The 16,789-nt window shown below is 68.9% G+C and carries 16 protein-coding genes; 8 read left to right on the forward strand and 8 right to left on the reverse strand.

Annotated elements, in window-relative coordinates; genetic code table 11:
* The first annotated feature begins 282 nt into the window (after window positions 1-282).
* The 3 genes from NK1_RS14820 (at window position 283) to NK1_RS14830 (ending at window position 2,902) form a co-directional block, all read left to right on the forward strand.
* Complete coding sequence (locus NK1_RS14820; RefSeq protein ID WP_063009099.1) at window positions 283-957, forward strand: response regulator transcription factor; 675 nt, start codon at window positions 283-285, stop codon at window positions 955-957.
* Complete coding sequence (locus NK1_RS14825; protein WP_084460952.1) at window positions 954-2,465, forward strand: sensor histidine kinase; 1,512 nt, start codon at window positions 954-956, stop codon at window positions 2,463-2,465. The genes NK1_RS14820 and NK1_RS14825 overlap by 4 nt, the downstream gene beginning before the upstream one ends.
* A 107-nt stretch (window positions 2,466-2,572) precedes the next feature.
* Window positions 2,573-2,902 (forward strand): heme-binding protein, encoded by a 330-nt coding sequence (locus NK1_RS14830; RefSeq protein ID WP_036504715.1) that lies wholly within the window; start codon window positions 2,573-2,575, stop codon window positions 2,900-2,902.
* A 79-nt stretch (window positions 2,903-2,981) separates the two neighbouring features.
* Here the strand turns inward: NK1_RS14830 and NK1_RS14835 are convergent, their stop codons facing one another.
* The 4 genes from NK1_RS14835 to NK1_RS14850 all read right to left on the reverse strand — a co-directional run bounded on the left by NK1_RS14835 (window position 2,982) and on the right by NK1_RS14850 (window position 7,512).
* A complete protein-coding gene (locus NK1_RS14835) occupies window positions 2,982-4,202 on the reverse strand; it encodes an NAD(P)-dependent malic enzyme (RefSeq protein WP_373281716.1) in 1,221 nt (406 codons plus the stop codon).
* 545 nt (window positions 4,203-4,747) lie between these two features.
* A complete protein-coding gene (locus NK1_RS14840) occupies window positions 4,748-6,343 on the reverse strand; it encodes an FAD-binding protein (RefSeq protein WP_439955942.1) in 1,596 nt (531 codons plus the stop codon).
* 51 nt (window positions 6,344-6,394) lie between these two features.
* Entirely contained in the window at window positions 6,395-6,631 is a 237-nt protein-coding gene (locus NK1_RS14845) for a hypothetical protein (protein ID WP_245660509.1), read from the reverse strand.
* A gap of 26 nt (window positions 6,632-6,657) precedes the next feature.
* Complete coding sequence (locus NK1_RS14850) at window positions 6,658-7,512, reverse strand: PHP domain-containing protein (RefSeq protein WP_063009181.1); 855 nt, start codon at window positions 7,510-7,512, stop codon at window positions 6,658-6,660.
* A gap of 32 nt (window positions 7,513-7,544) precedes the next feature.
* On the opposite strand from NK1_RS14850, the gene NK1_RS14855 reads away from it, so the two are divergent.
* A complete protein-coding gene (locus NK1_RS14855; RefSeq protein WP_063009100.1) occupies window positions 7,545-8,627 on the forward strand; it encodes a magnesium and cobalt transport protein CorA in 1,083 nt (360 codons plus the stop codon).
* 3 nt (window positions 8,628-8,630) lie between these two features.
* Here NK1_RS14855 and NK1_RS14860 read toward each other — a convergent pair whose 3' ends face one another.
* The 4 genes from NK1_RS14860 to NK1_RS14875 all read right to left on the reverse strand — a co-directional run bounded on the left by NK1_RS14860 (window position 8,631) and on the right by NK1_RS14875 (window position 12,076).
* The gene (locus tag NK1_RS14860; RefSeq protein WP_083871184.1) at window positions 8,631-9,230 is read right to left on the reverse strand and encodes a suppressor of fused domain protein; all 600 of its coding nucleotides are present in this window, start codon (window positions 9,228-9,230) and stop codon (window positions 8,631-8,633) included.
* A gap of 22 nt (window positions 9,231-9,252) precedes the next feature.
* Entirely contained in the window at window positions 9,253-9,744 is a 492-nt protein-coding gene (locus NK1_RS14865) for a YflT domain-containing protein (RefSeq protein WP_039780463.1), read from the reverse strand.
* A 170-nt stretch (window positions 9,745-9,914) separates the two neighbouring features.
* Window positions 9,915-10,979, reverse strand: a complete 1,065-nt coding sequence (locus NK1_RS14870) for a fused (3R)-hydroxyacyl-ACP dehydratase subunits HadA/HadB (protein WP_063009101.1) — start codon at window positions 10,977-10,979, stop codon at window positions 9,915-9,917.
* A gap of 149 nt (window positions 10,980-11,128) precedes the next feature.
* Entirely contained in the window at window positions 11,129-12,076 is a 948-nt protein-coding gene (locus NK1_RS14875; RefSeq protein ID WP_063009185.1) for an HpcH/HpaI aldolase/citrate lyase family protein, read from the reverse strand.
* 50 nt (window positions 12,077-12,126) lie between these two features.
* Between NK1_RS14875 and NK1_RS14880 the strand changes: the two genes are divergently transcribed.
* The 4 genes from NK1_RS14880 to NK1_RS14895 all read left to right on the forward strand — a co-directional run bounded on the left by NK1_RS14880 (window position 12,127) and on the right by NK1_RS14895 (window position 16,741).
* On the forward strand, window positions 12,127-13,527 hold the full coding sequence (locus NK1_RS14880) for a magnesium transporter MgtE N-terminal domain-containing protein (protein WP_084460958.1): 1,401 nt from the start codon (window positions 12,127-12,129) through the stop codon (window positions 13,525-13,527).
* Window positions 13,524-14,132, forward strand: a complete 609-nt coding sequence (locus NK1_RS14885; protein WP_063009102.1) for a DUF1003 domain-containing protein — start codon at window positions 13,524-13,526, stop codon at window positions 14,130-14,132. Before NK1_RS14880 ends, NK1_RS14885 begins: the two co-directional genes overlap by 4 nt.
* A gap of 163 nt (window positions 14,133-14,295) precedes the next feature.
* A complete protein-coding gene (locus NK1_RS14890; protein WP_245660511.1) occupies window positions 14,296-15,741 on the forward strand; it encodes a lytic murein transglycosylase in 1,446 nt (481 codons plus the stop codon).
* A gap of 163 nt (window positions 15,742-15,904) precedes the next feature.
* Window positions 15,905-16,741, forward strand: coding sequence for a lytic transglycosylase domain-containing protein (locus tag NK1_RS14895; RefSeq protein ID WP_063009189.1), 837 nt, complete (start codon window positions 15,905-15,907; stop codon window positions 16,739-16,741).
* Window positions 16,742-16,789: the final 48 nt, after the last annotated feature.

Raw genomic sequence — 16,789 nt, forward strand, 5'->3', positions numbered from 1 at the left:
CCCGCGGTCGCGAACGTTCGTTCGCGCGGCGCAGCGAGGCGATTTCACGGGCCGCTCGCCTGTTCCGCTGCCGCTTTTCCGATATGTCGTCGCCAGTGGCACCACGCCCCGTCAACCGTTCGATGAAACGACGAATTCCCAAGCGCACCAACCTCTTCCACTCTCCCGATACCGATAATTCTACGCCCGGCCACCGACAAGTAGCGGCCTCCGCGGGAGCGCGAACCGGACTCTCGAGCGGCATTCAGCCAGGTCTCAGCAAGTGCGGCGAATAATGTGCGGGTGCAGCCGGGACGCATTCTCCTGATCGAAGACGCCGACGCCATTCGCACGGCGGTCGCCGCGGCCGTGCGCACCGCCGGACACGAGGTCCTCGCGCGCGAGCACGGCGATCGGCTGGAGGCCGATCTGGAGCGATTCCGTCCCGATGTCGTCGTCCTCGACGTGATGCTGCCGGGTCGCGACGGTTTCGGCCTGCTCGAGGTGGTGCGCGCCCGCAGCGGCGCCGGTGTGGTGATGCTGACCGCGCGCGACGGTGTGGAGGACCGGGTGCGCGGACTGCGTTCCGGATCCGACGACTACGTGGTGAAACCGTTCGACCTGGCCGAACTGGTAGCGCGGATCGAGGCGTTGCTGCGGCGGATGGGGCGCATGCACAGCCGCATCACCATCGCCGATCTGGTGCTGGAAACCGATTCCGGCGTGGTGCTGCGCGGCGGCGAACCGATCACCCTCACCGCCACCGAATTCAAACTCCTCGCCTACCTCGCGGCCCACCGCGACCGGGTCGTCACCAAGACCCAAATCCTCACCGCGGTCTGGGGTTACGAGGACTACGACCCGAATCTGGTCGAGGTCTACGTCAGCGCGGTGCGCCGCAAACTGGAGGCATACGGCCCACGCCTGCTGCACACGGTACGCGGCATGGGCTACGCGTTACGGGCGAATCCGCGATGAACGACGATCCGGCCGACGCCGCGCCCACACCACCCGGCACTCCGGACGACACCACCGGATCGAACGCTCTCGGACCCGCGCCGGACCACTCGGCCCCGCCCGCGGCGGTGCGGCCCCGACCGCCGGCACTGCCGACGATTTCGCTGCGGCGCCGGGTAACCCTCACTGCCGCAGCCATTTCCGGGCTCGCACTGATCGTGGTGGCGCTGGCGGTGCACAGTCTGTTCGGGGTCGTGGTGGCGCGCAGCGCGAATACGGTACTCACCGACCGAGTCCAGCTGGCCCGGCAGCTCGCGCAGCAGAACACCCCGCCCGCGGAGTTGATCGCCCGCGTGGACAATCGCTCGGTACGAGCCCGGCTGGTCCTCACCGACGGCAGTGTCTACGGCAGCCTCTCGCCCCGGCATGCCGGGGACGGCAGCCCCCGGACCAGAACCGTCACCCTCGGCGGTGGCGGAACGGTGGATCGCGCCAGGCTCACCCTCCAGGTCGACACCCCGCTATTGACCGCGCTGCGGTCACGACTCGGCCTGGTCCTGATCGGGGTGACCGCCACGGCCATCGTCGCCATCACGGCCGCGCTGTGGGTGGGATTGCGCCACGCGCTGGCGCCCCTGGATTCGATGACCCGGCTGGCCCGCGAGATCGCTCGCGGTGGCCGCGGCCGCCGCCTCTCCCCCACCCGCACCGATACCGAATTGGGCCGCACGGCGAGCGCTTTCGACGAGATGCTGGACGCCCTGGAGGGCGCCGAAGCCCGGGCACGGGCCTCCGAACAACAGATGCGCGCCTTCGTCGGCGACGCCGCTCACGAACTGCGCACGCCCATCGCCGGCATCAAGGCCATGGCCGAAGCGGTCCTGCACCAGCCCGCCGACACCGGACCCGAAGAGCGCGAACGCATGTATCTGCTGCTGGTCCGCGAAGCCCAGCGCGCCGGGCGCCTGGTGGAGGATCTGCTCGACATGGCCCGCATCGACGCCGGGCTCACCCTGTATCGGCAATCGGTCGACCTGTACGAACTCGCGCACGCCCAGGTCGACCGCATGCGAATCCTGCACCCCGACATCGACTTCCGGCTCACCGGCCACACCGTGCTCACCCTCGCCGATCCCGAGCGGGTGGGCCAGATCCTGGTGAACCTGCTCGCCAATGCGTGTCAGGCCACTCCCCCAGGCGGCGCGGTCTCCCTCACCGTGGGAACGGTCGGCGACACCGATACGGGCATCACCCCATCGGAAATCCGCGTCGCCGACACCGGTCCCGGTGTACCGGCCACCGAGCGCGAACACATCTTCGGGCGCTTGGTGCGGTTGGATACGAGCCGGGACCGCCGCCGCGACGGTGCCGGGATGGGGCTGGCCATCGCACGCGGTATCGCCCGCGCCCACGGCGGCGACCTGCGCTGCGTGGAGCCGCCACCCGGAACCACCGGCGCGGTATTCGTGCTGACGCTGCCCGCCCGGGAAGTCGGTCCGACATCGCCGGAAGGGCCGTCCCCCGCCTGAGGATCGGCTGAAGATCGCGTACGCCCACTCGGCGTTTTCAGGGTCCTTTCAGATTCGGCGCGCAGATTCGGAGCCGACATCATCCCGTCACGAATGGAGTTACCGGTATGAAGCGCACTGTCGCCGCCCTGCTGGCCGGCACCGCCGGAATCGCCGCCCTGGCTGTCGCCGTGCCCGGCGTCGCCTCGGCCGACGCCCCGCAGTGCAGCCCGCAGGCACGCGCCCAGGTTCAGGCCCAGACCGCTCCGCAGGTCGCCGCATTCCTGGCGAGCCACCCGGATCTGGCCGCCGAACTGGCCAAGGTGAAGGGGCTGCCGAAGGAGCAGCGCAAGGCCGAGATGCAGGCCTACCGCCAGGGCCACCAGCAGGAGCTGAAGGACTTCCGCGGGGTACGGCAGCCGCTGATCGACTACCGCAAGTCCTGCCACAAGAAGTAGCGGCCGCGCGTCGGCATCCGAATACGGCGAGGGCGCCCCGGGAGTTCCCGGGGCGCCCTCGTTGTGTTCGAACCTGTTGTTACGCAACACCTTCCGCGCGCGCGGCGGCGGCCACGGCCTCGGCGACCGCCGGCGCGACCCGAGGGTCGAGCGGGCTGGGGATGATCTTGTCGACCGAGAGCTCGTCGGCCACGACACCGAAGATGGCGTTGGCGGCCGCGACCTTCATCCCCTCGGTGATCCGGCGCGCACCGGCATCCAGCGCACCCTTGAACACGCCCGGGAAGGCGAGCACGTTGTTGATCTGGTTCGGGAAGTCGCTGCGGCCGGTCGCCACGATGGCGGCGTAGCGGTGCGCGACCTCCGGATGGATCTCCGGGTCCGGGTTCGACATGGCGAACACGATCGACTCCGGCGCCATCGAGGCGATCAATTCCTCGGCGATGGTCCCGGCCGACAGGCCCAGGAACACATCCGCACCGGCCAGGGCCTCGGCCGCACCGCCGGTGATGCCGCGCGGGTTGGTGCGCGCGGCCAGATCGGCCTTCACCTCGTTGAGGTCCGCGCGGTCCCGGCTCACGATGCCCTTCGAGTCGAGCACCACCACATCCGACACTCCCGCGGCCAGCAGGATGTTCGAGCAGGCCACACCCGCGGCGCCGGCGCCGGAGACGACCACCTTCAGGTCGGCGATATCGCGGCCCTGCACCTTGGCCGCACCGTTGAGCGCGGCCAGCACCACGATGGCGGTGCCGTGCTGGTCGTCGTGCATGACCGGGCAGTCCAGCGCCTCGACGACGCGCTTCTCGATCTCGAAGCAACGCGGGGCGGAGATGTCCTCCAGGTTCACCGCGCCGAAGCTCGGCCGCAGGCGCACCAGGGTCTCCACGATCTCGTCGACATCCTTGGTGTCGAGCACGATCGGAATCGAGTCCAGCCCGGCGAACTTCTTGAACAGCGCGGCCTTGCCCTCCATGACCGGCAGCGACGCCCGCGGGCCGATATCGCCGAGGCCGAGCACCGCGGTGCCGTCGCTCACCACGACCACCAGCCGGTCGGTCCACGTGTAGCGCTTGGCCAGCGCCTCGTCCTTGTGGATGGCGCGACTCACCTGCGCGACGCCCGGCGTGTACGCGATGGACAGATCCCGCTGGGTCTCCAGCGGTGAGGACAATTCCACCGAAAGCTTGCCACCGAGATGGCCGGCGAAAATTTCCTCGTGCGTGATAGCGGACAGATCGGTCGTATCGGTTTCACGGCTCGCTGTAGTGGCATTCGGTGCGTCAGTCACAGATGACACGATTTCACTCCTGCTCGGTCCGGGCTGAACCGGCTCACGGTTACCGCCGGGTTTTCGTATTAAAGGTCTTCGGAATTCGAACGATGTGCGCCGACCGGGCGTTCACGCGGTCGCGCAAAACCGTTCGGTGATTACGTCGCATCGCGTGTTTGCGATCCGGGCTTCTTTGCGATCTGGCCGCGCACGATCCATCGAGCGAGAACCGGACGGGTGGTCCGGGCAAGGCTATGGGGTGATCCGCGGATCGGAGCCGTGCGTCACGAACCGAAGGTCACCAACCGTCCCGGACCGGGCGGTGGCGTCGGCCGGGAATCCGCAACATTCTGCCAGTAGGAACAGGGAGTTGCAAAATCGCTCCTCGACCGGGGCGCGATCCGCTCGGATGCGGGACCGGCCCGAGGCCGGGTGTCTACTGCCATCTTCCGAGGGTAGGGCCGCCGAATTACCTGCGCGTAAGGGGAAACTCGCCCGTGCTGGGAAGCGGCGGTGAACAGTCCCACCGGGAACCGGAACGCCGGTGTGAGCTCAGGGCCCCATCCGGCACATCATGCCGGGCGCACCCAGATCTCGTTCACGCCGCCCGTGAGCAGGCGGCGGCGCCAGTCGCGGGCCGGGCCGGGATGATCGGTGCGCCGATGCAGGCCCCGGGTTTCGGTCCGGGCCAGGGCGCTGTATTTCGTCCAGCGGGCCACGGCCAGCAATGCCGCGGCCTGCCGGGCCCGAACCTGGTCGGCGCCGGTGCCGCCGAGTCCGTATTCGGTGACCGGCCACATCGCGTCGAGTTCGGCGATGCTGTCGCGCAGACTGCCCGCACTGCGCCAGTAGCTGCGCCGCAGCGGCAGCGTATGTTCCTGCACCAGCCCGATCACCGCACGAGGATCGATGTCGGCGCGCGCATCGGCCCCCAGGTGATGATTCAGCCCGGCCCCCGGAACCGGCCGTGCGTCCCCGATCCGGCCGCGGCGGCGAGCGAACCGCGCCGCGCCCGATCCGGCCCACATCCCGGACGAGATCGCCCACCCGCCACCGTGCCCGTCGAATCCGCCGACGGCACCGGTGATCGGTTCCCGCGAGGCCACGTCGCCTGCGGCATACAGCCCGGGAACCGTTGTGGCGCAATCGAATCCGATCAACCTGACCCCGCCCGAACCACGCACCGTACCTTGCAGCACCGGACGCAACCGCACCCAGCCGGACCGAGGATCGATCGACGCCCCGACGGAATCGGCACCGGTCACGGACACCGCCGCGGTCCCCGCGGGCGCCGCCGACGCCGGGCCGTACCGGACCGCCGGCGCCGGCGGAATGTCGGCGTAGACCGCCTGCCCCTGCGCCAGCGCGGCGAGGGCCGCGGACCGGGCGGTGAAGTCGTCACCGTCGATGCGAGCTCCCGATTCGTCGTACAGGTTCGCGAACCGGGGCTCGCGCAGATCGCTCATCGTGGCGAGTCCGTACGCGCCGGAGAACTCCATCCCCGACAGTTCGGTGCCCGCCTCCACCGCCATCAGCAACCCCTCACCGGTGTCGACATCTGTTCCGGCGCCGCCGGCCAGGAATGCGCAGCCACCCGTCGCGAGCACCACCGCGCCCGCGCGGACCGTCCAGCCGCGGTAGTGGTCGTCGCCGGCCACCCCACCGGCCCCGCAGACCACACCGTCGCCGTCGACCAGCAGATACAGCGCCGGATGATGGTCGACGACCCGCACACCCAACCGGAACAGGGTGCGCCGCAGCGCCGCCAGATACCGCCGGCCCTCGAGATGGACGCGCGTCCCGAGCCCGTCTCCGGTCTGCCGGTATCCCCAGCGCAGCAGATGGGCGATGCGGTGATGCGTTTCGCCGAGCACCCGGTCCATCCACTCGGGGTCACCGAGGTCGCCGCCGTGCGACAGACTGCGCACCAGTGCCCGCTCCCGATCCGGTCCCGGCGGGATATCCCACAGTGCGACAACGCCTTTCGACGTCGGTCCGCATTCCCCGGAACGCCCCTTGTCGACCAGGATCACCCGCGCTCCGGCCGTCGCCGCCGTCAACGCCGCCCAGGCGCCCGCCGGACCGCCACCCACCACCAGCACATCGGCGGACGCCTCCGCCGCGATCTCGGATTCCGCGCGAATAGTAGACCGGCTACGCACGCTCACAAAGGAAAATATTCGGCCACAATTCATCCGGCCGCAACTGTTACGCGAAGGCTAATTCCACCATTGCGTAACCAATAGGTAACCCGCCGCCACAAAGACGACCAGCGATCCGAAAAACGCCGAAATTCCCCGACGTCGATCGGAAAAAATTTGCGCGCCGAGTGCCAGCACCGCCATTCCGATATGCCAGGCGACACTGCTCGCACCCGGTCCCGGAAATCCGCGCCGCACCCCGAGGACCGCCGCGCCGACGACGACCGCGGCGAGCACCACCAGTCCGGCGGCCACGGTTCCGCTGAGCGCCCGCACGACTCTCACGAGGCGATCACCGCGACCCCGCTCGCCTTCTCGGCCAGACGCTCGAATTGCTCTGCGTCCGTGGTGCATTCACCCAGGCCCACGGATTTGTCGGCGCCGTGATAGTCCGAGGATCCGGTGCCGATGAGGTCCAGTTCGCGTGCCAGCTCGCGGAGCACCGCCCGGTCGGCCGGATTGTGATCGGGGTGATCGATCTCGAGTCCGCCCAGCCCGTGCCCGGCCAGATCGCGGATGTCGTCGATCGCCAGCAGCCGCCCGCGGGTGCGGGCCCGCGCGTGCGCGACCACGGTCACTCCGCCGGCCGCCGCGACCATGTCCACCGCCTGCCGCAACGGGGTGTCGGCCTTCTCGACGTAGTAGCGGCCACGGGGCGCGAGCAGTTCGTCGAAGGCCGCGCCGACCGTCGGGACCACACCGGCCTCGACCAGCGCTCGCGCCAGATGGGGTCGTCCCGCCGCCGGGCCCGCGGCCGCGAGGACCGCGTCCGGATCGATCGGCAGGCCGTCGGCCACCATGAGATCGGCCATCGCGCGCACCCGCGATACCCGTTCGGTGCGCAACCGCTCGCGTTCGGCGGCGAAGGCGGCATCGGCCGGATCGAACAGATAGGCCAGCAGATGCACCGGCACCGGCCAGCCGTCCTCCCCCATGCCGACGCAGGACATCTCCATCCCGCGCACCAAACGCAGCCCAGCGGGCAACGCGGCGACCGCCTCGTCCCACCCGGAGGTGGTGTCGTGATCGGTGATCGCCACCACGTCCAGCCCCGCCGCGGCGGCCGCGCGCATCAGCTCGCCGGGAGTGTCTGTGCCGTCGGATGCGGTCGAATGGGTGTGGAGGTCGATGCGCACGCGTTCCATCTTGCCCAACTAGCATCCGGGACGTGCCCTCGATACCGCCGTTTCCCCCGTTCCGTGGCTCCGGGAGGTCGCGGCGCGGGCCGCAGCTGCCCCGGATCCCGGTCCCCACCGCCCGTGCGATCGTCGACTGCGGCGTCTATGTCGACGGCCATCGGCAGTCCGGGCATGTGACCCCGGCGGATGCGCTGGCGCAGGTACGCGAGCGCGGCGACGGCTTCGTCTGGGTGGGTATGCACGCTCCGGACGCGGACCAGATGGCCGAGGTCGCCGAGATTTTCGGCCTGCACGAACTCGCGGTCGAAGATGCCGTGCACGCGCATCAGCGCCCCAAACTGGAACGCTACGACGACACCCTGTTCCTGGTGCTGCGCACCGTGAAATATCTCGAACACGACCCCAATTCGGTCAGCGAGATCGTGCAGACCGGCGAGATCATGATCTTCGTGGGCGCGAATTTCGTGGTCACCGTCCGTCACGGCGAGCACACCGCGCTGAAGGTGGTTCGCGAGGAGATGGAGAAGCATCCCGAACGCCTGGCGCTGGGGCCCGGGGCGGTCCTGCACGCCGTCGCCGACCACGTGGTGGATTCGTATCTGCTGGTGACCCAGTCGGTCGAAGACGATGTGGAGGGGATGGAGGAAGAGGTCTTCACCCCGCGCAGCCGGCTCACCATCGAGGCCATCTATCAGCTCAAGCGCGAGGTGGTGGAGTTGCGTCGGGCGGTCAACCCGCTGGCGTTGCCGCTACAGGTGCTCAGCCGCAGTTCGGAACTGCCGATGCCGAAGGAGATCCGCCGCTATCTGCGTGACGTCGCCGACCACCACACCGCGGTCGCCGAACGGATCAGCGATTTCGACGAGGCGCTCAGCGCGCTGATCAACGCGGCGCTGGCGAAGGTGAGCGTCCAGCAGAACACCGATATGCGCAAGATCTCGGCCTGGGCCGCGATGGCCGCGGTGCCCACCATGATCGCCGGCATCTACGGTATGAATTTCACCCATATGCCGGAGCTGTCGTGGACCTACGGCTACGGGATGGTGTGGGTGGTGATCCTGGTCATCTGCGGCGCGCTGTTCGTCGCGCTGCGGCGTAACAAGTGGTTGTGAGGACTACAGATTCGCCGCGGCGCGGTGCGGATCGCGGATGTCGATCCCCGCTTCGGTCCACGCGTCCCGCAGCGCCGCGGCCCCGCGCACTCGCACCCATGCCGCCTCGGTGGCGGTGATCGGCGCGACCGACAGGAATCGCACCGGATCGGCGGGCTCCGGCAGGGGGACTTCATCGATATCCGCCTCGCCCAGCAGCACCGCGGTGAAGGGAGCGTTGTGCCACAACGGCTCTCCCAGGTCGAGCAGCGCATCCGGTTGCAGCACAACGCCTTCCACCGACGGAGCGGCGATCAGCACACCGAGTCCGCGCGGCAGCCCCGCCTGTGCACCGGCGCCGCCGCGCAGCGTCAGCACCAATTCGGCGCGCGGGCCGCGTACGGGATCGGCCAGGGCCGCCGCGGAATCGGTCATCGGATGCCGGGAGCCACCGAGGGTGACGTAGTGCACGAACTCGCCGTCGGGGATGCGCAGGATGTCGATCGGTTCCAGGCCGAGGAAGGTCACCGACGCGGAGTCGAAGCGCGTGTCGTCGAATCCCGGCCCCGTCCGGGGAATGCCGAAATGCGTCAGTACCGCGGACCGCACCTGATCGAGTTCCATAGCCCTAGAGCGTGCCAGAGCCCTACAGCGCCAGGCGCGCCAGCATATCCCGCGCCTGCTCGGCGACCTTCGGATCACACAGCACGTCGTAGCGTCCGGCGACCAACTGCATGGTGGACGCGAAGTCGCGGGTGCCGCGGGTGGCGGCGTACGGGATCACCGCCGAGATGAGCCCGAAGATGACGCCGCCGACCAGGCCGACCACCAGCGGCCCGATCACGCCACCCGTGGTGAACAGGCTCAGCAGCAACCCCAGGAACAGGCCCAGCCAGGCGCCCGAAACCATGCCGCCGCCAATGACTTTGCCCCAGGTGAGCCGGCCCAGCACTCGTTCGACCTGCATCAGATCGACACCCACGATGGTCATGTTCTCCACCGGGAACTGGTTGTCGGCCAGATAGTCGACCGCCCGCTGCGCCTCGGCATAGGTCGGATAGGAGGCGACCGGCCACCCCGACGGCGGCGTCGGCAAGCCGGGCCGATTGCGATTCGGACTACCCAACGGATTGGTCATAACTCCACGATCCTAGGTCGATATCGCCGCTGTGGCTGGATGCGGCGCCCCGGCGGCCGCCCCGCGTGTCCGATTTTACCGCCGAGGAGCGGCAAATCGGACATCGCCCGGGCGAGGATCACAGCAGGTGGGCAGCGCTCGTCGACCCGGACGAGCCGGGCGGCTCCCCGTCACGCCAAGCGGACCTCGGCGGTGGCCAGTCCGAATATCTTGCGGCCCGCCGACTTCGCGACGACCACCACGACGGCCGTGCGCGTCCGCGGATCGAGGGATTTGATCCGGCCGGTGAATTCGACGACGCCGGCGGACCGGGCATCCACGATCGTGTAGTTCGACAGCCGCACCGCGTATCTGATCAGCGCTCCCGGGTCGCCGAGCCATCCGGTGACGAAGCCCGCGCCGAGCCCCATGGTGAGCATGCCGTGCGCGATGACGTCGGGCAGGCCCGCGAGCGCGGCGACGCCGTCGTGCCAGTGGATGGGATTGGCGTCACCCGAGACGCCCGCGTAGTTCACCAGATCACCGCGTGTGATTCGCGCGGTGCGCGACGGAAGCTCGTCACCGACCGCGACCTCGTCGAACCGGACGACGTTGTGCGGCACACGTGTTCGCGACACCTCCGAGAAGCGGTGGTCGCGACGCGGGGCGACGGCGGCGTCCAGCAACTCCGCCTCGGACAGACCCGGCGCCGCCGACGGCGCACCTACGCCGTGCATGATCACCCGTTCGATCGCACCCGCGATACCCGAGTCGATGTCCTCCCCGGTGACGCCGACCGCGGTCGTGTGCATCACGTGGACGACCTCGTCGAACTGATCGGTGAAGGTGTTGGTGACGGTGATCAGATCCTTGCCCGCGATGGTGCGCACCGCGCTGACCTCGACATCGCTCACGAGTCGGTCGCCGGAGACCACCGGCCGATGGAACTCGAAGACCTGATCGGTCTGCACGTACACGTCGTAGCCGGTGATGACGCGTTCGAACAGCCTGCGATTGGCCAGCATCGCGGGAATCGACAGGAAGGTGGGCGGCGCGACCACCGCGCCGTAGCCGTACTCCGCCGCGTCGGCCTCCCGCCAGTGCACCGAGCCGTAATCCTGCACGGCGCGGGCGTACTCGCGGATCTTCTCCCGCCCGACCTCGTAGTAGTCCTCGGCACGGTAGGCATATCCCACCAGCGACCGCGTGTATGCCGACGCATCCGCGGTCGCCTCGCCTGTGGTCGCCTGGTCCACGGTTGCCTGGTCCACGGTTGCCTCGGACAAGCCACACTCCTCAACTCTCGGCTGCGCAGAGCCTAAACACGCCCGGACCACCGCTCGCCGGATTCGCCCGCCGTTCAAGAGGTTTCACTAGTAACGGGGCGGTCGATTGTGAGTTGTCGTTATGCCTGCGGCGGGACGAAACTCGTGGTGCGCGTCATCGCGGCGGCCCGCCCCTTCTCCGCGACGACCTGGGCCATCTTCGCGCTGGCCTCGTCGATCATCTCGTCGCCGAGCATCACCGCGCCGCGGGCACCGCCGGCGGTCGAGGTGTGGTAGGCGTAGGCGTCCAGGATTTCCTCGGCGCGGTCGTAGTCGGCCTGGCGAGGGCTGAAGATTTCGTTGCACGCCTCGACCTGGGTGGGGTGCAGCACCCATTTGCCGTCGAATCCGAGGGCCGCGGTACGGGATGCGGCGCGGCGGAAGCCGTCGAGGTCGCGGATCTGCAGATAGGGACCGTCGATGGCCTGCAGGCCGTGCGCCCGGGCGGCGAGCAGGATGGTCATCAGAATGTGGTGGTAGGCGTCGCCGGGTTCGTAGCCCTCGGGCTGTTCACCGACCACCAGTGTGCGCATATTGATACTGGCCATGAAGTCGGCGGGGCCGAAGACCAGGGTCTGCACGCGCGCACTGGCGGTGGCGATCTCGTCGATGTTGCGCAGCCCCTGCGCGTTCTCGATCTGCGGCTCGATGCCGATGCGCCCGACCTCGAGGCCGTTGGCCTTCTCCAGCTGCGTCAGCAGCAGATCGAGTGCGCGCACCTGGGCGCCGTCGAGGACCTTCGGCAGCAGAATCGCGTCCAGATCCCGACCGGCGCCCTCGACCACCGAGATGACGTCGGCGTAGGTCCATTCCGTCGTCCAGTCGTTGACCCGAACCACCTTGATCTGCGTGCCCCAGCCGGGCGAGTTCAGCGCGGCGACGATATTGGCGCGCGCGGCGGCCTTGGCGGGCGGGGCGACCGCATCCTCGAGGTCGAGAAAGATCTCGTCGGCGGGCAAACCCTTGGCCTTGTCGATCATCCGCAGATTACTGCCGGGTACGGCGAGCACCGAACGACGCGTTGACATGGGCGGCTCCTGAATCGTCTCGCGGGGCTGCACCACATAGCCTTGCACTTATGGCAGCAACGAAAGTTTTCGCCGCCAGGCTGGCGGGCCTGGTGGTACTGGGTCCGGACGGCGAGTCTATCGGCCGTCTGCGAGACGTGGTGATCTCCATCCGCTACGACCGCCAGCAACCCCGGGTGCTGGGGCTACTGGTCGAATTACCCACGCGCAAACGTATTTTCGTCCCGATGCTCCGGGTCAACGCGATCGAGCCGAACTCGGTCAACCTCAACACCGGCACCGTGAGCCTGCGCCGCTTCGAGCAGCGGCCCGGCGAAATGCTGGCGTTGGCGCAGGTACTCGACTCCAAGGTGCGCGTGGTCGATCCCGAACTCCCTGACCTCGAGGGGGTGGACGTCTTCGTCGTCGATCTGGGCATCGAACAGAGCCGCACCCGCGACTGGGTGCTCTCGCGGGTGGCGGTGCGCGGGCATCGGCGCCTGGGCCGGCGCCGCGAGGTGCACGTGGTCGAGTGGTCGGATGTGCGCGGGCTGACCCAGCACGAATTGAATCTGCCCGGTCAGGACGTCACCCAGTTGCTCGGCCAGTTCGAGGGCCTGCGCCCGGCCGATGTGGCGCATCTGCTGCGCGAACTGCCCGAGAAGCGCCGGATCGAGCTGGCCCGGGCCCTCGACGACGAACGCCTCGCCGACGTCGTGCAGGAACTCCCGGAGAACGACCAGGTCGACGTGCTGCAGAATCTGGGCGTCGAACGCGCGGCCGATCTGCTCGAGGCGATGGACCCCGACGACGCCGCCGACCTGCTCGGCGAACTGCCGACCGGTGAGGCCGAGGCGCTGCTGGCACTGATGGATCCCGAGGAATCCGAGCCGGTGCGGCGCCTGCTCGAATATTCGCCCTACACCGCGGGCGGCATGATGACGCCCCGCCCCGTGGTGCTCACCCCCGCGGCGAGCGTCGCCGAGGCGCTGGCCCGCATCCGCGACCCCGATCTCACCCCGGCGCTGGCCTCCATGGTGTTCGTCGTCCGGCCGCCGACCGCCACACCGACGGGCCGTTATCTGGGCTGCGTGCACACCCAGCAGTTACTGCGCGAGCCGCCGGCGACGCTGGTCGGCGGACTGGTCGACAGCGACCTCACCCAGTTGCATCCCGATGCCCCGCTCACCGCGGTCACCCGCTATTTCGCGACCTACAACCTGGTCTGCGGGCCGGTGGTGGACGAGGAGAATCACCTTCTCGGCGCGGTGAGCGTCGACGACGTGCTCGACCATCTGCTCCCCGAGGACTGGCGCGAACAGGACGAGGACGCCTTCGAGCCGGCGAGCACGATCCATTCGATCGCGGCCGCGGCGCGCGCGGCGGCGGCGACGGGCAGAGCAGCGGCGGGCAAAGCGGAGACGGGCAAAGCGGAGACGGGTAGCGCGGCGGCCGGAAGGGCGAAGGCATGAGTGAGCGCAGCGAACGCGCGGCCCGTTCGGACAAGCCGATCGCTCGGCAGCGCTTGGAGACCCCGGTCGAATCGCGGTTCCGTTTCGAGATCGACGCCGAGGCGGTGGCGCGCGGCAGCGAGACGGTGGCCCGATTCCTGGGGACCGGTCGTTATCTGCTGTTGCAGACGGTCGTGGTCGTGGTCTGGATCGGGCTCAATGTCTTCGCGGTGAGCCTGCAGTGGGATCCGTATCCGTTCATCCTGCTGAACCTGGCCTTCTCCACGCAGGCCGCCTACGCCGCACCCCTGATCCTGCTGGCCCAGAATCGGCAGGACAACCGCGACAAGGTATCTCTCGAGGAGGATCGCCGCCGCGCGGCACAGACCAAGGCCGACACCGAATTCCTGGCACGGGAACTGGCGGCGCTGCGGATCGCGGTGGGCGAGGTCGCCACTCGCGACTATCTGCGCCGCGAACTCGAAGACATCAAAGACGCGCTGGCGCGGCTCCAACTACACGCGCCGCTGGACGACGAAGATGCTGTCGAGACCGCGAAGTCCAAGAAAAGTACCGATAGGAAGAGGGGTCGAGTACCGATTTCGCCTCAAATAGATGGCGGCTGACCGCAATTATCGATAACAACGTGCTGACTGGCAGGTAACCTGGATCACGTTGTCCGTGGCGGCCCCGCGCGTATCAGGTCGCTCAACAACTACGAGGGGATTGGTTGTGTCGATGCGAATATCTGGACCGATTACCGTATCGGCGCTGGTGGTTGCGGGTTTGATGGCTACAGGTTCGGCGGCGCACACGACCGCGCGAACCAGTGCGCCGAAGACGACCGAGGCGCGCCTGGCGGCAGCGAGCTCCCCCACCGACGCCGGCAACTCCGACGCCGAGGCGGTGGGGCTGGTACCCGCCGCTCCCGAACCTCCTCGCAAACTCAGAGCTATGACGGCGCCCGCGGATGGGGCGCCGTTGTTCGGCGGTACCGTTCCGCTGCAGGACATCGCGTTGCCGGGCGGTAGCGGAGCCTTCGGTATTCCGGAGATCGTGCTCGCCGCATATCGCAATGCCGAACTGACACTGCAGTCCTCGGAGCCGAACTGCGGTCTGAACTGGAGCCTGCTCGCCGGGATCGGACGCATCGAGTCCAATCACGCCGGGCACGGCCGCACCGACGCCGCCGGCACGACCATCGGCACCATCTACGGGCCCTCGCTGGACGGCACACTGCCGGGTAACGAGGTCATCAAGGCCGCCGACGGCAATTTCGTGCGGGCGGTCGGCCCGATGCAATTCCTGCCCGGCACCTGGTCGCTGTACGCGTCCGACGGTAACGGCGACGGTGTCGCGGATCCGAACAACGTCTTCGACGCGTCGCTGGCCGCCGGTAAGTACCTGTGCTCGGGTGGGCTGAATCTGCGTGACCCGCAGCAGGAACTGCGCGCGGTCCTGCGCTACAACAACTCGACGGCCTATGCGGCCAACGTGCTGAGCTGGGCCAACGCCTACAAGACCGGCGGCGCCCCGACCCAGGTACAGATCTCGCCCGATCTGATTCCGCCGGGCACGATGCAGGCCCCGCCCGCGGGTCCGGACATCCTTGCCGCCAACGGCAGCATTCCGACCACCACCGAGCCGCCGTCGCAGGCCACCACCACCGTGCCCGCGCCGCAGCAGCCGACGCAGGTGATGATCAATATCCCCGGGCTGCCGCCGATTCCGTGCGGCATCTTCTGCCCGCCGCCGAAGCCGAATCCGTGCGATCCGGCCGCGGTGCCGGCGCCGATGCCGCAACCCGGGCAACCCGCCCGACCGGCCGCACCCGCCCAGACCCAGCGCTGGGCGGCGGGCGACCCGGTGCGCCCGGTCGATCCGCAGGCGGCCGAGGGCAAGCCCGCCGATCCGAACGCGCCGGCGAATCAGAATGCGGCCCCGGCCGATCCGAACGCACCGAAGCCGGCCGCCCCGGCGTGCACGCAGCCGCAGGGCCAGCCTGCGCCCGGAGCGCAGCCGGGCGCACCGGCACAGCCGAACGGCGCGCCGGCACCGGTCGCGCCCGAGCAGGAGTCGCAAACGCCGTCCAAGACACCGGAACCCGGCCCGGAGGCGGCGGCACCCGCGCCGGCCGCACCGCCGAGCCCGACACAGCAGCCGGGGATCACGCTGCCGTTCGGAATCGTCGTCCCGCTGCCCGTGCTGCCGGGTCCGCCGGCGCCGCCGCAGTAGTCGCCCGACGCCCTCGTTCGATCCGAAACCCCCGCTGAGGCGGGGGTTTCGGCGTAAACGGGACAGGCGGTCACGAAGCAGTAACGAAAAGGTCTCGGATGCGGTAATCTGATCTCGTTGTGTCACGAAAAGCTCACAGCGAGCATTGGAGGGTCACCACATCGTGGGACGTCACCGTAAGCAGCCGGCCACCCCTGTCCGGCGCGGATCCGTTATCGCTCTGACCGGCCTCGTCCCCGCGGGACTCGTGGCCGTCGGCGCCTCCGCCGCCGAGGTCAACACCGGCGAATTCACCGCTGTGGCTCTGCCGCAACACACTCCGGATGCTCAGCAGGCCGTGGACCAGCAGGCCGCGCCGGACGAAATGATGCGCGCCGCAAAGCATCCCGGCCCGCCGATCGTGAAAACCGTTGCGCAGCCGGAAGGCCGGGTCGCCGCCGATCTGCCGCCGGGACCCAACGGCCTGCCGGGCATCGCCTACGCTGCCTACCAGAACGCGGAACGCGTTCTGGCCCAGGAGCAGCCGGATTGCCATATGCCGTGGTCGGTGCTGGCCGGTATCGGACAGGTCGAATCGCATCACGCCTACGGCAAGGCCGATTCCAAGGGCGTCGCGCTCGACCCGATCTACGGGCCCGTCCTCGACGGGAGCCTGGCGGGCAACAACGTCGTGCACGCGACCGGTGACGATCTCGACGGCGGCATGCGGGGCTACACCCGCGCGGTCGGCCCGATGCAGTTCCTGCCCGAGACGTGGCGCAAATACGCCGGGGACGGCGACGGCGACGGCATCGCCGATCCGCAGAACCTGTTCGACGCCGCCCTGACCGCCGGCAACTACCTCTGCTCGGGCGGACTGGACATGTCGGATCTGTCGCAGCAGTCCAAGGCGATCATGCGTTACAACAACTCGATGGCCTACGTCGCCAACGTGATGGCGTGGGAGGTCGCGTACCGGACGGGTGTGGCGCCCAAGCCCAGCCAGCTGCCGCGAATCTGAGCCGGACGGTAGCCGGTCAGGCTGCCCCGAACGGCGCCATCGCCACGG

Origin of the sequence: Nocardia kruczakiae NBRC 101016, assembly GCF_001612965.1 — a bacterium.
Classification (GTDB): Bacteria; Actinomycetota; Actinomycetes; order Mycobacteriales; family Mycobacteriaceae; genus Nocardia; species Nocardia kruczakiae.

Coding starts and splice junctions, on each gene's coding strand:
- NK1_RS14825 (WP_084460952.1), top strand. CDS start 954: ATGAACGACGATCCGGCCGACGCCGCGCCCACACCACCCGGCACTCCG.
- NK1_RS14830 (WP_036504715.1), top strand. CDS start 2,573: ATGAAGCGCACTGTCGCCGCCCTGCTGGCCGGCACCGCCGGAATCGCC.
- NK1_RS14860 (WP_083871184.1), bottom strand. CDS start 9,230: ATGGAACTCGATCAGGTGCGGTCCGCGGTACTGACGCATTTCGGCATT.
- NK1_RS14865 (WP_039780463.1), bottom strand. CDS start 9,744: ATGACCAATCCGTTGGGTAGTCCGAATCGCAATCGGCCCGGCTTGCCG.
- NK1_RS14875 (WP_063009185.1), bottom strand. CDS start 12,076: ATGTCAACGCGTCGTTCGGTGCTCGCCGTACCCGGCAGTAATCTGCGG.
- NK1_RS14880 (WP_084460958.1), top strand. CDS start 12,127: ATGGCAGCAACGAAAGTTTTCGCCGCCAGGCTGGCGGGCCTGGTGGTA.
- NK1_RS14885 (WP_063009102.1), top strand. CDS start 13,524: ATGAGTGAGCGCAGCGAACGCGCGGCCCGTTCGGACAAGCCGATCGCT.
- NK1_RS14890 (WP_245660511.1), top strand. CDS start 14,296: ATGGCTACAGGTTCGGCGGCGCACACGACCGCGCGAACCAGTGCGCCG.